This is a genomic window from Photobacterium sp. Hal280 (assembly GCF_037162255.1).
GTDB lineage: Bacteria > Pseudomonadota > Gammaproteobacteria > Enterobacterales > Vibrionaceae > Photobacterium.
In genome coordinates this window covers 468711-481968 of the sequence record NZ_JARLUO010000005.1, presented here as the reverse complement: position 1 = coordinate 481968, position 13258 = coordinate 468711, and the positions used below count along the sequence as shown (strand labels likewise).

At 53.3% G+C, this 13258-nt stretch carries 12 protein-coding genes; 7 read left to right on the top strand and 5 right to left on the bottom strand.

Going from position 1 to position 13258, the window contains the following annotated elements; translation table 11 throughout:
- The 6 genes from P4S53_RS11425 to yacG all read left to right on the top strand — a co-directional run bounded on the left by P4S53_RS11425 (position 1) and on the right by yacG (position 5532).
- Positions 1–1701: a GspE/PulE family protein gene (locus tag P4S53_RS11425; protein WP_337112779.1), complete on the top strand. Its 1701-nt coding sequence runs from the start codon at positions 1–3 to the stop codon at positions 1699–1701.
- 2 nt (positions 1702–1703) lie between these two features.
- Complete coding sequence (locus P4S53_RS11420; RefSeq protein WP_337112778.1) at positions 1704–2936, top strand: type II secretion system F family protein; 1233 nt, start codon at positions 1704–1706, stop codon at positions 2934–2936.
- An 86-nt stretch (positions 2937–3022) separates the two neighbouring features.
- A complete protein-coding gene (locus P4S53_RS11415) occupies positions 3023–3910 on the top strand; it encodes a prepilin peptidase (protein WP_337112777.1) in 888 nt (295 codons plus the stop codon).
- Positions 3907–4518 (top strand): dephospho-CoA kinase, encoded by a 612-nt coding sequence (gene coaE, locus P4S53_RS11410; RefSeq protein ID WP_337112776.1) that lies wholly within the window; start codon positions 3907–3909, stop codon positions 4516–4518. Before P4S53_RS11415 ends, coaE begins: the two co-directional genes overlap by 4 nt.
- 38 nt (positions 4519–4556) lie before the next feature.
- Positions 4557–5321, top strand: a complete 765-nt coding sequence (zapD, locus tag P4S53_RS11405; RefSeq protein WP_337112775.1) for a cell division protein ZapD — start codon at positions 4557–4559, stop codon at positions 5319–5321.
- A gap of 7 nt (positions 5322–5328) precedes the next feature.
- Complete coding sequence (yacG, locus tag P4S53_RS11400) at positions 5329–5532, top strand: DNA gyrase inhibitor YacG (protein ID WP_081669330.1); 204 nt, start codon at positions 5329–5331, stop codon at positions 5530–5532.
- Between the two features lie 37 nt (positions 5533–5569).
- Here yacG and mutT read toward each other — a convergent pair whose 3' ends face one another.
- Together mutT and secA are read right to left on the bottom strand one after the other, a co-directional pair.
- A complete protein-coding gene (mutT, locus tag P4S53_RS11395) occupies positions 5570–5968 on the bottom strand; it encodes an 8-oxo-dGTP diphosphatase MutT (RefSeq protein WP_337112774.1) in 399 nt (132 codons plus the stop codon).
- A 118-nt stretch (positions 5969–6086) separates the two neighbouring features.
- Complete coding sequence (gene secA / locus P4S53_RS11390) at positions 6087–8804, bottom strand: preprotein translocase subunit SecA (RefSeq protein ID WP_337112773.1); 2718 nt, start codon at positions 8802–8804, stop codon at positions 6087–6089.
- 402 nt (positions 8805–9206) lie between these two features.
- Here secA and P4S53_RS11385 point away from each other — a divergent pair, with 402 nt between their 5' ends.
- Positions 9207–9665 carry a DUF721 domain-containing protein gene (locus P4S53_RS11385; protein ID WP_337112772.1) on the top strand — a complete coding sequence of 153 codons (459 nt, stop codon included), beginning with the start codon at positions 9207–9209 and terminating at the stop codon, positions 9663–9665.
- Positions 9666–9735: 70 nt separating this feature from the next.
- Here the strand turns inward: P4S53_RS11385 and lpxC are convergent, their stop codons facing one another.
- The 3 genes from lpxC to ftsA all read right to left on the bottom strand — a co-directional run bounded on the left by lpxC (position 9736) and on the right by ftsA (position 13243).
- Positions 9736–10653 carry a UDP-3-O-acyl-N-acetylglucosamine deacetylase gene (lpxC, locus tag P4S53_RS11380; RefSeq protein WP_046220559.1) on the bottom strand — a complete coding sequence of 306 codons (918 nt, stop codon included), beginning with the start codon at positions 10651–10653 and terminating at the stop codon, positions 9736–9738.
- Between the two features lie 115 nt (positions 10654–10768).
- Complete coding sequence (ftsZ, locus tag P4S53_RS11375; RefSeq protein ID WP_337112771.1) at positions 10769–11953, bottom strand: cell division protein FtsZ; 1185 nt, start codon at positions 11951–11953, stop codon at positions 10769–10771.
- A gap of 33 nt (positions 11954–11986) precedes the next feature.
- Positions 11987–13243, bottom strand: a complete 1257-nt coding sequence (gene ftsA, locus P4S53_RS11370) for a cell division protein FtsA (protein WP_027253673.1) — start codon at positions 13241–13243, stop codon at positions 11987–11989.
- Positions 13244–13258 lie beyond the last annotated feature (15 nt).

The window sequence follows — 13258 nt, the reverse complement described above, 5'->3', positions numbered from 1 at the left end:
ATGAGCAGCGCCCTGGTGAACACATTACTGCAATCCAGCCTGATCAATCCGGCTGAAGCTGAACTTATTCTGGCGGAAATGCGCCATCATCACCAAAGCGATATCGCGGCAATCATCAGTGCTGGGGTGTTCAGCGACTGGGATCTGGCCAAGCAACTGGCCCATCTTGCTGCGCTGCCGATGGACGATGTGCACCATTACGATTACCAGTCGGTCTGTAAAAGACTGAGCCTCAGGCCGCTGATTGAAAGGCACTGCGTGCTTCCTCTCGCACTGGACAAGGATGTGCTCACCTTAGGGATCGCCAACCCCTTTGACACCCGCAGTCAGGACGAATGCCGCTTTGCCTCCGGCTATCAGATTTCACCGGTGATTTTACCGCTCAGGCAACTGGAAAACGCCATCCGGCGGATTTACGGTAACCCGATCACCAGCACGCTGCACACCGCCAGCCTCAACGACAATGAGATAGCGCAGCTCTCCGCCGCCCAGGTTCAGCCAGCCGAACAAGCCATCGACAACGACGACGCCCCGGTCAGCCGTTATCTCAATCACCTGCTGCTGGATGCAGTACGGCGGCAGGCATCTGATATTCACATTGAACCGTTAGAGAAACAGTGCCGGATCCGGTTTCGCTGCGATGGCCTGCTCCTGATCCATGCCACTCCCCCGTTGGATTTGGCTGCCCGGCTGGCCGCCAGGCTCAAAATACTGGCCCGACTCAACATCGCAGAGCGCCGCCTGCCTCAGGACGGCCGCTTCAGGCTGCCACTCAACCACGATCTGACCGTCGACATGCGAGTCTCGACACTGCCAGCGCAGTGGGGAGAAAAAGTCGTCTTACGCTTACTCGACAGCAACCATATACCGCTGGCGCTGCACAGGCTGGGGTATACCGACGGCCAGCGCTATGTCTTTGAGCAGGCGCTGACTAAACCGCAGGGCCTGATCCTGGTGACCGGCCCGACCGGCAGCGGCAAAACACTGTCGCTGTATGCCGCCCTGAGCTTACTGAACCAAGAACACCGCAACATCTGTACCGCGGAAGATCCGGTCGAAATTCAACTCCCGGGCATTAACCAGCTTCACATTCACCCAGCCATCGGGCTGGATTTTGCCACGGCACTGCGCACCTTTCTGCGACAGGATCCCGATGTAATCATGATCGGTGAGATCCGGGATCAGGAAACGGCGACCATGGCGGTCCGCGCTGCGCAGACAGGACACCTGGTGCTCTCCACCCTGCACACTAACTCCGCGGCCGATACCCTGAACCGCTTACAGCATCTGGGGATCGCGCCTTATGAGCTCGGCGCCTCCCTCAGTCTGATCATCGCCCAGCGACTGGTTCGCTGCCTGTGCCCGCATTGTAAGCAACCAGCCGACTTAGCGCCCGGCCAGCGCCAGAGACTGGCCATCGATACCTCAACGCCAGTGTTCGCCGCCAACCCTCGGGGTTGCGAACACTGTAATCAGGGCTACTTAGGCAGAACCGGGCTTTTTGAGCTGGTCTCTTGCGCGGCCGGCCAGACAAGCCCGTTAAGTGCAGCGGCACTCCCCGATTCAATGGTTGAGCGGGCTGACAACCTGTCACTGGAGCAAGCCGGGATCCGCTTGCTCAGTCAGGGGATCACCAGCCTGAGCGAACTGCAGCGGGTGCTGGCGTATGAGAACCTGCAGCCAGATGGCGGGAGTGTCTGAGCGTGCCAGCTGAACGATTAGGCTATTTCCGGTGGCGAGGACGCCAGAGCAATGGCCGCAGCGCCAGCGGCGTTCGTGTTGCTTTCCAGCCAGGTGAAGTCGAAGATTCGCTGCGTGCTCAATCAATTACACCTCAGTCTATCCGCCGCATCAGACCCGGCTGGCTCACCTATCGCCGTCATCGTTTCCGCCAGCAGGATCTGACCGACATGCTCCGGCAACTGGCCAGCTTGCTGAGTGCCTCTCTGCCGCTGAGCGCAGCACTGGCCCTTCTGAGCAAAGAGCAAAGCCGGATGGAAGCCGCCGCCATACTGAACCGTATCCAGCAGCAGGTCACATCCGGCACCCCGCTCTCTGAAGCCGTTGCCCGCCACACGCCCTGGTGCGATGCCATCGTCACCAGTCTGCTCAAAGCCGGTGAGTTCGCCGGGCAGTTGCCGCACATCCTCGAACAAATTGCCTCGTACCGCGAACAGTATCATCAGCTGCAGCGGACCCTGTTCCATACCCTGCTCTACCCGGCTGCGGTTTGTGTGGTGGCCATGGCGGTGACGGCACTGATGCTGGTGTGGATCATTCCGCAGTTTGCCGGATTGTTTGCCACCATGGGCCACCAGCTCCCCTGGCTGACCCGTACTGTGCTGATGCTGTCGGACTACGCCGGCCGGTACAGCCTGCCACTCATGGCCGGTATCGGCCTGATCACCGGGCTCGGCCGCTGGCAGTATCGCCGCAACCAGCGCTGGCAATACCGCTTTCACCGCGTAGTGCTGCTGTTGCCGCTGGCGGGCACCTGCTTGCATCTGGCAGCGCAAGCGCGCTTCACCCGCACCTTGGGCACCACCTTTCGGGCCGGCGTCCCTTTACTGGACGGGCTGAACCTCGCCGCGAGTACCTGCGGTAACCCAGTGCTGGAACACACCTACCACCAGGCTGCCCGGCTGGTTGCCGGTGGACAACCGCTTCATGCCGCGATCCGGCAAGGGATGGGCAAACAGCGGGGCCTCATTCCGGAGCGTCTGATCCAGCTCATCATGGTCGGTGAAGAAACCGGGAAAATAGACGCTCTGCTGTTCGAGCTGGCAGCTTATTATGACAACGCACTGGCACAGCAGCTGAAAACGCTGACAACCCTGCTTGAGCCGGTGCTGATACTTGTCATCGGCATCATTATCGGCACCTTGCTGCTGGCCATGTACTTGCCCGTATTTGATCTGATGAAAGCTGTCGGTTGAGTTATTTGCCTGCCGCTCGCTACTGACAGCAAAATCAGGCTAAAATAACGATTCTTCGGATATCTTGATGGAAAATGACTCATCTCATGGCGTTACTGATCTACTATCCCTGGCTTTACCCTCTGGCGGCCGCTGTGTTCGGCCTGATCGCCGGCAGCTTTCTGAATGTGGTCATCCTGCGCCTGCCGGTCATGATGGAAAGACAATGGCGCGCAGATTGCGCCGAGTGTTTTTCGGATCATGCAGAAATTGGCCCCCAACCCGTCTTTAATCTCAGTGTACCGGCCTCCAGCTGCCCGCACTGCCAGCATAAGATCCGCGCCTGGGAAAATATTCCTGTCATCAGCTGGGTCTTGCTCCGTGGCCGGTGCAGCCACTGCAAAACAAAAATCAGTGCCCGCTATCCGGCCATTGAGCTTCTGACGGCACTCACGGCGCTGGCCGTCGCACTGGTGTTACCATTCTCGGCCTGGAGCCTGGCAGTCATCGGCGCCGGCTGCGCCCTGATCGCTCTGACCTTCATTGATATCGATAAAATGCTGCTGCCGGATCAGCTCACGTTGCCCCTGATGTGGGCAGGCTTGCTGCTGGCCCTGCTGGATATCAGCCCGGTCAGTCTGGAATCTGCCGTGATTGGTGCGATGGTCGGCTACCTGTCGCTCTGGAGCCTGTACTGGGTATTCAAACTGCTCACAGGCAAGGAAGGCATGGGCTACGGCGATTTCAAACTCCTGGCTGCGCTGGGTGCCTGGGCCGGATGGCAGTTACTGCCTTTTATTGTCCTGCTCTCTTCCTTGCTCGGCGCGATTTGTGGCATCATTTTGCTGCGTATGCAACACAGCGACAGTCAAACGGGTATGCAAACACCGTTTTCATTCGGACCTTACCTGGCGCTGGCCGGGTGGATCGCCCTGCTTTGGGGTGCCCCCGTTCTAAACTGGTATGTAGGGACATATTTAGGATATCCATTATGACTTTGGTCATCGGCCTGACGGGCGGCATTGGCAGCGGTAAAACCACAGTAGCGAACCTGTTTGCCAACTATGGCATTGATATTATTGATGCTGATCTGATCGCAAGAGAGGTTGTGGCACCAGGCTCAGCAGGCCTGAAAGCCATTGCCGAACGGCTCGGGAATGACATCCTGCTGACAGATGGCCAGCTCAATCGCAGTAAACTCAGAGACGCTATCTTTAATGAGCCGGCATTAAAAGCCTGGCTGGATAGCCTGCTGCATCCCATGATTCGCCAGCAAATGAAACAGGATATCAGTAAAGCCACCTCGCCTTATTGCCTGTTAGTTGTACCTTTAATGGTGGAGAATCAGCTGCAAGCCATGACCGACAGACTGCTGGTGATTGATGTTCGGGAAGAGATACAAATCGCCCGTACCACAGTTCGGGATAAGGTCAACGACGATCAGGTCCGTAAAATTCTGGCGGCCCAGGCCACCCGGGAGCAACGGCTTGCGGCGGCTGACGATGTGATTGATAACAATGGTGACAGCCACCAGTTACGCGGTGAAGTTGCCCGGCTGCATCAGCAATATCTGCTCCTGAGTGAGCAGGCTGATCGCAATTGATACAGCGCTGATCAAACGATGAAGAACAGGCCCGCACTATGCAGACTCACCGGCACACAACCCGTTTTGAACACCCGTTAAACGAAAAAGTCCGTATTTACCTGCGACTGGAGTATTTATTGCTCCAGATGAATCACACCAGTGAATCGGAAGATCCCTGGCAATATCAGCTCTTTTTCCGTGCTTTGTTTGATGTGCTGGATATTCTTGATCAGATCCAGGTGAAAAGTGAGCTGGCCAAAGATCTGGATAAACTGCAATCCCAGCTCAAGCTCTGGCTGGATGTCGACGGGGTGGATCAAAGCGCTGTACTGTCGCTGTTAGATCAAATGGCGTCCATCCACCACAACCTGATCACAGCACCGCGTCTGGGCCAGATCTTACGTGAAGATCGCTTTCTGGCCGGCATCAAACAACGTTTCTCGCTGCCCGGCGGCAGTTGCTGTTTTGATCTGCCCAGCCTGCATCACTGGTTGCACCTGTCTCAGGACGGCAAACAGGCCGATATGGCGTACTGGTTAGATCAACTCAAGCCAATGGCGCAGGCGATTCAGCTTTGGCTGAGAGTCACCCGAGAATCCGGCCACTTTAAGCCCCAGATAGCCCGCAACGGTTTTTTCCAGCATGATGCGGAAAATGCCAGCCTGTTACGCTTACAAATTTGCCCCAGCTATGGGGTTTACCCTATGATATCCGGTCACCGTAGCCGGTTTGCCATCCGGTTCATGCCTTTTGATGAAGGGCAGAGCACGACGAATAATCCGGTGAGCGAAAGAATTGAATTCACACTAGCGATTTGCTGAGGTTCCCGTGTCGCAACAAAGAACACCCACGATAGTCCAATGCCCTACCTGCCAGGCCGACGTTGTATGGGGAGATGTCAGTCCGTACCGGCCTTTTTGCTCCAAACGTTGCCAGCTCATCGATTTAGGGGAATGGGCAGCAGAAGAAAAAGCCATACCCGGTGCCCCTGACATGTCAGACTCAGACGGCTGGTCAGAAGATAACGCGTAACACAGCGGGTCAGCAACCCGCTATCAAGCCTGCTGGTTTACCGGGCCAGCAGCTTATCAATGACCGGATAGTTGGCTTCGGGGAAAGTGAATTCCCGCAGCGCCTCTAAGGTCACCCATTGACCGGGTTGTCCCTCGCGGCCGTACGCTTCGCCATCAAAAGCCTTGATCAGGAAAAAATCGAACTTCAAAGCTTTTTCCGGATAGTCATGCTCCAACTCAATAAAGTGCTCCAGCTCGGTGGCTGTGATCCCCACTTCTTCATTCAGCTCACGAATAACCGCTTGCTCTGCCGTTTCTCCCCGCTCTACCTTACCACCGGCAAATTCCCAGAAACCGCCTTTATGGGCCGTTTCGGCACGACGGGTAATAAATACTTTATCCTGCTGGCGGTTCAGGATAATGCCCGCCGATATCCAGACTCGTTTTTTATTCACACTGCTTACCTGTTCAAATACTATTTCGCTCTGTCAGCAGAGCACCTGACTGATTTTAACCTTTGACAGAAAAAAACAAAGGCCGCATTCGCGGCCTTTGAATCATTGCCTGGCCAAATCAGCTAATTCGGCCATGACATTGTTTGTATTTCTTGCCGGAACCGCAAGGGCACGGCTCGTTGCGGCCAACCTTACGCTCACCGGTCGAGAAATCTTCCCCGCCCTGACTGGTTTCGGCCACAGCACTGGTTGCTTCCTGATGGTTGAATTGCTGGCGACGGGCCATTTCTTCCGCCATACGCTGGCGTTCAGCTTCGACACGTTCCACCTCATCCTGCTGCTGCACCCGAACTTTGCTGAGGATAGCCACGACGTCGGTTTTCAGGTTCTCAAGCATGCCCTGGAACAGTTCAAACGACTCGCGCTTATATTCCTGTTTCGGGTTCTTCTGAGCGTAACCGCGCAGGTGAATCCCCTGACGCAGATGATCCATCGCCGCCAGATGCTCCTTCCAGAGTGTATCCAGATTCTGCAGCATCACGGTTTTCTCAAAGTTACGCAGCACTGGGGCGCCAACAGCTTCTTCTTTGCTGTTATAGACGCTCACCGCTTCGGCAACAATGCGCTCGCGCAAGGCTTCCTCATACAACTTATCATCGCTGTCCAGCCACTGCTGAACCGGCAAATCCAGGTCAAAGTCGGCTTTCAGGCGTTCTTCCAGACCAGGGATATCCCACATTTCATCCAGTGACTGCGGCGGAATGTAGGTATCAATCACGCTGTTCAGCACATCTTCGCGATTATGCGAAATCATTTCACTGATATCATCGGCGTGCATCAGCTCATCACGTAGTTCATAGACCACCTTACGCTGGTCGTTCGCCACATCATCAAATTCCAGCAACTGCTTACGGATATCGAAGTTACGGCCTTCAACCTTGCGCTGCGCATTCTCGATAGCTTTGGTCACCCATGGGTGTTCGATCGCTTCACCTTCTTCCATGCCCAGCTTTTTCATCATCGCGGACACCCGGTCTGAGGCGAAAATACGCATCAGGCCATCTTCCATCGACAGGTAAAAACGTGAAGAACCGGCATCCCCCTGACGACCCGCACGGCCGCGCAGCTGGTTGTCGATCCGGCGCGATTCATGGCGTTCTGTGCCTATGATATGCAGACCACCCGAGTTCAGCACCGCGGCATGGCGCTCTTTCCACGCAGCTTTCACTGCAGCAATTTGCTCTTCAGTCGGCTCTTTCAGGGCTTCGACTTCGCTCTGCCAGCTGCCGCCCAATACGATATCTGTACCACGACCAGCCATATTGGTCGCAATCGTCACCGAGCCAGGTTTACCTGCCTGAGCCACGATATCCGCTTCTTTTTCGTGGAATTTAGCATTCAGAACCTGATGCGCAATCCCGGCTTTTTTCAGCTGGCTGGAAAGCAGCTCAGATTTTTCAATCGAAACCGTACCCACCAGCACTGGCTGACCGTTGGCCACACGGGCATGAATATCTTCGGTGATGGCGGCGAATTTTTCTCTTTCGGTCATGTAAACCAAATCACCCATATCATCACGGATCATCGGTTTATTGGTTGGCACCACCACAGTTTCCAGGCCGTAAATGCTCTGGAATTCGAAGGCTTCGGTATCTGCCGTTCCCGTCATACCCGACAGTTTTTCATACAGGCGGAAATAGTTCTGGAAGGTAATAGAGGCCAGCGTCTGGTTTTCATTCTGGATCTTCACGCCTTCTTTGGCTTCCACTGCCTGATGCAGGCCTTCAGACCAGCGACGGCCAGGCATGGTACGGCCCGTGTGTTCGTCAACTATGATGACTTCGTTATCTTTGACGATATAGTCGACATCACGCTCAAACAGCACATGCGCACGCAGTGCGGCATTCACGTGGTGCAGCAGAGAAATGTTCGTCGGCGAATACAAGGTGTCATCTTCTTGCATCAACTCGCGTTGCTTGAGCAATTCTTCGACAAACTCCTGACCATTTTCCGTCAGGTGAACCTGCTTTGATTTCTCATCAACTGTGTAGTGGCCTTCACCACGGTATTCTTCACTGTCTTCCTTGTCTTCTTTGACAAGTTCAGGGATCAGTGTGTTGATCTGGGTATAAAGCTCAGAGCTGTCTTCAGCCGGCCCGGAAATAATCAGAGGGGTACGGGCTTCATCGATGAGGATGGAGTCCACTTCATCCACAACCGCAAAAAAGCGTTCACGCTGCACTCGGTCTTCCGGTCGGAAAGCCATGTTGTCACGCAGGTAATCGAAGCCAAACTCGTTGTTGGTGCCGTACAGAATGTCGCATGCATAAGCTTCTTTTTTCACCTGTGGCGGCATCTGAGACAGGTTCACACCTACTGTCATTCCCAGGAACTCAAACAGTGCCCGGTTGGTTTCCGCATCGCGGCTGGCCAGGTAGTCGTTCACAGTCACAATGTGAACGCCTTTACCTGTCAGCGCGTTGAGATAAGCCGGCAGGGTGGCTGTCAGTGTTTTACCTTCACCGGTGCGCATTTCTGCAATTTGGCAGTCATTGAGCACCATGCCGCCAATCAGCTGCACGTCAAAATGACGCATGCCAAACACACGCTTAGAAGCTTCGCGTACGGTTGCGAACGCTTCAGGCAGCAACTGGTCCAGTGATTCTCCCTGCTCCAGACGCTGACGGAACTCTGCCGTCTTGGTCTTCAGCTCTTCATCCTGCAGGCTTTCAAATTGTGGTTCTAGCTTGTTGATCTCATCAACAATTTTACGCAAACGTCGAATGGTACGGTCGTTGCGGCTGCCGATAACTTTAGTCAGTAGTTTTGATAACATGGCGATGCCGTTTTACTCTTTGTGATGTCAGATCCCAGCACAAGCGCAGGCTGAGTACTCAATAAATTGCAATCAAAACGAAGCCTTTCCATGCTCCGTTCTTCCCAATACTATTCGCTAACTTCAAGCTGGGTTGAAAACAAATGTCTGTGATGGTGATATTGTGTTTCCCTTGCTAAATTTCAAGGGCAATCAAAGCACAATATCACGCTTTACGAATTGGAACCATGAAGCTCAACGCCAGAAAAAACGCAGGCCGCTTCCTTAATTTGTTATGATAAAAAATATTCTCTGGTCCGCCTATCATTTAGGCGATAACTTAGTGACCAGATAGTAAAACTTAGATCTCACTCCGTTCGGTGCGTTCTTTACATTCATCACATTCATTTTTACGGCGTCAAAATGAGAGATCACCGCCCGCAAACAACAGCCAGCCTGCTGGATGATGAAACGGCATTGGGCAATATCCAGCAAAGAGCCATGGCATTGCATAAGCTCAATGTGCAGGTACAGCAGCATCTCAACTGCGCGCAACTCTGCCGTGTCAGCAACTACCGGCAAGGAATATTAGTGATTGAAGTCGCATCGGCGGCCTGGTCAATGCGGCTGAATTATGAACGGAACCAGTTAATGCAACGGCTCCGTGAACAGTTGCTGCCTCAGCTTCAGGATATCAGGGTCAGTGTCAATCCGGCTCTGGCGGCAACGACAGTGAAAACCAACAGCACCTCTGTGCTGAAACGTAAACCTATCTCACAAAAAGCCGCGCAGTCTCTGCTGGAAACCGCTCAGGATGCGCCAGCCAAAATCAAAGCTCGTCTGGAGCGACTGGCCGCGCTCGCCAAACATAACAACCAGTAAACGAACCGGTACAACAGGCGAAAAAAAACGCCAGACAAAGTCTGACGTTTTTTTCTTTAACGATTTAGCTTCACGCCAACACCATGCCTGGCTGGGCAAAGGTAACCGGTACTTCAGCTTCGTCCTGGAATGTCGACCATTCAAAGGCTTCCTGATCCGCCAGCACTGCGCGCAGCAGCTTGTTGTTCAGGGCATGACCGGATTTATAGGCCACCATTTCACCAATAATGTTGTGGCCACACATATACAGATCGCCAATCGCGTCAAGTACTTTGTGCGTCACTAACTCATTGTCGAAACGCAGACCTTCATCGTTCAGAATGCGATAATCATCAAGCACAATCGCATTATCGAAGCTGCCACCCAGACACAGGTTCTGAGATTGCAGGTATTCAATATCACGCATGAAACCGAAAGTACGGGCACGGCTGATATCTTTTACAAACGACTGACTGGAGAAATCCAGTACCAGACGCTGCTGCTCAGAATCAATCGCCGGATGATTAAATTCAATCGCGAAATCCAGACGGAAACCGTTATACGGTCGCAGTTCCGCCCATTTATCGCCATCTTCAACGCGAACCGTTTTTTTCAAACGCAGAAAACGCTTCGGCGCATTCAGCGTTTCGATGCCGGCAGATTGCAACAGATAAATAAAGGGACTGGCACTACCATCCATAATCGGAATTTCCGGCGCGTCCACTTCCACAATCACGTTATCAATACCCATACCAGCAAGGGCAGCATTCAGGTGCTCGACAGTTGAGATGCGTACGCCCTGATCATTCACCAGCGCGGTGCACAACATCGTATCTCGCACAGAATCTGCATTAGCCGGGAAATCCACCGGCGGATTTAGATCCGTACGACGATAGATTACACCAGTATTTGCGGCTGCAGGCCGCAGAATAAGCGTCACTTTACGTCCGGAATGCAAACCCACTCCAATCGTTTTAACGATGCTTTTTAGTGTACGTTGTCTGATCATCTGCTTACTCGTCTCAACTGACTGATGACTATTTATCGGCCACCAATCTGCAAACTTGAGGGCGGCCAGGCGCTCATATTACCACCAAACGTGACCTAACCCAAATTTTTTAAACTTAGTCTGCCTGCTTGCGCAAAAATGCTGGGATATCCAGATAGTCATGATCCGCTTGCTGCTTAGGCTTGGCGGCCGTAGCGGCAGATCCTGACTGAACACTTTTCTCAGCGACAGCGGGTTGTGCCGGCGTTTTCGCTGCGATCGGTTCTTGCTTCTCCTGAATCACAGGCTTTTCCTGTGCTGCAGGCTTGGCTGAGCTCGTCACCAGCGTGATATCCGGACGAGATTCTTTACCAATACCGGTTGCCACAACTGTCACACGCAGCTCATCGGTCATATCCGGATCCAGAGACGTACCGATAACAACGGTTGCGTTATCAGAAGCAAAGGCCTTCACTGTATTACCGACAGTTTCAAACTCATCCAGGCGCATATCCAGGCCGGCAGTAATGTTCACCAGAACACCACGGGCACCCGCCAGGTCAATGTCTTCCAGCAGCGGGCTGGAAATCGCCATTTCTGCTGCTTCTTCCGCTCGGTCTTCACCTGTCGCAACACCGCTGCCCATCATGGCATGACCCATTTCGGACATCACAGTACGTACGTCTGCAAAGTCGACGTTGATCATACCCGGACGGGTAATCAGTTCAGCAATACCCTGAACGGCGTTTTTCAGTACGTCGTTGGCTTTTGCAAAAGCATCTAACAGCGTGATACCACGCCCCAGCACTTTGAGCAGCTTCTCGTTTGGAATCGTAATCAACGAATCAACGTGCTTGGACAGCTCTTCAATGCCCTGCTCGGCAAACGCCAAACGCTTTTTGCCCTCAAAGCTAAATGGCTTAGTGACAACAGCAACCGTTAGAATTCCCAGCTCTTTCGCTACTTCAGCAATGATAGGCGCCGCACCAGTACCGGTACCGCCCCCCATGCCTGCAGCGATGAAGACCATATCAGAACCTTCTAATGCTTCCCTGATCGCTTCGCGATCTTCCAGGGCTGAATCACGACCAACCTGAGGGTTAGCGCCCGCGCCCAAACCTTTGGTGATATCACCACCAATCTGGATCACTGTGCCGACGTTACTCTTGCGCAAAGCCTGCGCATCAGTGTTAACACTGATAAAGTGTACGCCTTCGATCGATTCACGAACCATGTGATCGACAGCGTTACCACCACCACCGCCAACGCCAATGACCTTAATTACCGCTTCATCAGACAATTCCATCATCGGTTCAAACATGTGTTCTCTCCGTTCTTCCTGTTCGCATCAGGTTTAAAATTCTTTTCTTAGCCAACCACTAATTTTAGTGAACAGACCAGCAACGGACCGTTTTGGTTCAAGTTCACCATCTTCAAATGTCTGACTGTCCTTTCCGTAATGCAGTAAGCCTACTGCTGTCGCGTAATGCGGGGCCTGGACATAGTCCGTTAAACCACTCAATGCCAGTGGTCGGCCCAAACGTACCTGGTTACGGAATACCCGTTCGGCACATTCGACCAGCCCTTCCATCTGTGAGGCTCCACCGGTTAACACTATCCCAGCGGCCAGCTGGTGTTTAACACCCGTATTACGCAATTGTTCTTGTATTTCCACCAACTTTTGGTTCACCAGACCCAGCAACTCGCTGTATCTCGGTTCAATGACTTCGGCCAATGTCTGGCTTTGCAGGCTGCGCGATGGCCGACCTCCCACACTCGGTACGTCGACTTTGGCATCTTTGCTGACCAGCTCGCTCAGTGCACAACCGTACTTCACTTTGATTTCCTCAGCATCACCTGGCGGTGTGCCGAAGGCATAAGCGATATCGCTGGTGACCACATTACCTGCATAAGGAATCACTTCCGCATGCCGCAATGCACCACCTGTCCAGACAGCCATGTCCATGGTGCCCCCACCAATGTCTATCACGCATACACCCAGTTCACGCTCATCTGCCGTCAGCACAGCATAACTGGCAGCCAGCCCGGAGAAGATCAGTTGATCCACTTTCAGGCCGCAACGCTCTACGGCTTTCACTATGTTACGTGCCATATCATTATGGCAAGTGATCATATGAACGCTGGCTTCCATCCGGACGCCTGACAACCCCACAGGGTTCTTGATACCTTCCTGGTAGTCAATGGCGAACTCTTGCGGAATCACATGCAGAGTGCGATGCTCATCGCTGATTTTCACCGACTTGGCAGTATGAATGACGTTATCCACGTCATCCTGAGTCACTTCTTTATCAGAAATCGGCACCATGCCTTTTTCAGTCTGGCAACGAATATGTTTACCAGACAGCGACAGATAAACAGAGGCAATTTGGCAGTCGGCCATTAATTCTGCCTGGTCAACCGCCCTTTGCACAGATTTGACGACAGATTCCAGATCATTGACGCCGCCTTTGTCCATGCCTTTAGACGGACTGCTGCCCACGCCAATGACATTCACCTGGCCGTCAGGTAATGCTTCGCCGACCAAAGCGCATACTTTGGAAGTACCGATATCAAGGCCAACGATGAGTTTTTTATCTGTAGCCTTCGTCATTAGCGCACGCTCTTA

Excerpts from the sequence above, each read along its gene's own strand:
- ftsA (WP_027253673.1), bottom strand. The coding sequence starts at position 13,243 with ATGACGAAGGCTACAGATAAAAAACTCATCGTTGGCCTTGATATCGGT.
- P4S53_RS11425 (WP_337112779.1), top strand. The coding sequence starts at position 1 with ATGAGCAGCGCCCTGGTGAACACATTACTGCAATCCAGCCTGATCAAT.
- coaE (WP_337112776.1), top strand. The coding sequence starts at position 3,907 with ATGACTTTGGTCATCGGCCTGACGGGCGGCATTGGCAGCGGTAAAACC.
- zapD (WP_337112775.1), top strand. The coding sequence starts at position 4,557 with ATGCAGACTCACCGGCACACAACCCGTTTTGAACACCCGTTAAACGAA.
- P4S53_RS11385 (WP_337112772.1), top strand. The coding sequence starts at position 9,207 with ATGAGAGATCACCGCCCGCAAACAACAGCCAGCCTGCTGGATGATGAA.
- P4S53_RS11415 (WP_337112777.1), top strand. The coding sequence starts at position 3,023 with ATGGCGTTACTGATCTACTATCCCTGGCTTTACCCTCTGGCGGCCGCT.
- ftsZ (WP_337112771.1), bottom strand. The coding sequence starts at position 11,953 with ATGTTTGAACCGATGATGGAATTGTCTGATGAAGCGGTAATTAAGGTC.
- secA (WP_337112773.1), bottom strand. The coding sequence starts at position 8,804 with ATGTTATCAAAACTACTGACTAAAGTTATCGGCAGCCGCAACGACCGT.
- lpxC (WP_046220559.1), bottom strand. The coding sequence starts at position 10,653 with ATGATCAGACAACGTACACTAAAAAGCATCGTTAAAACGATTGGAGTG.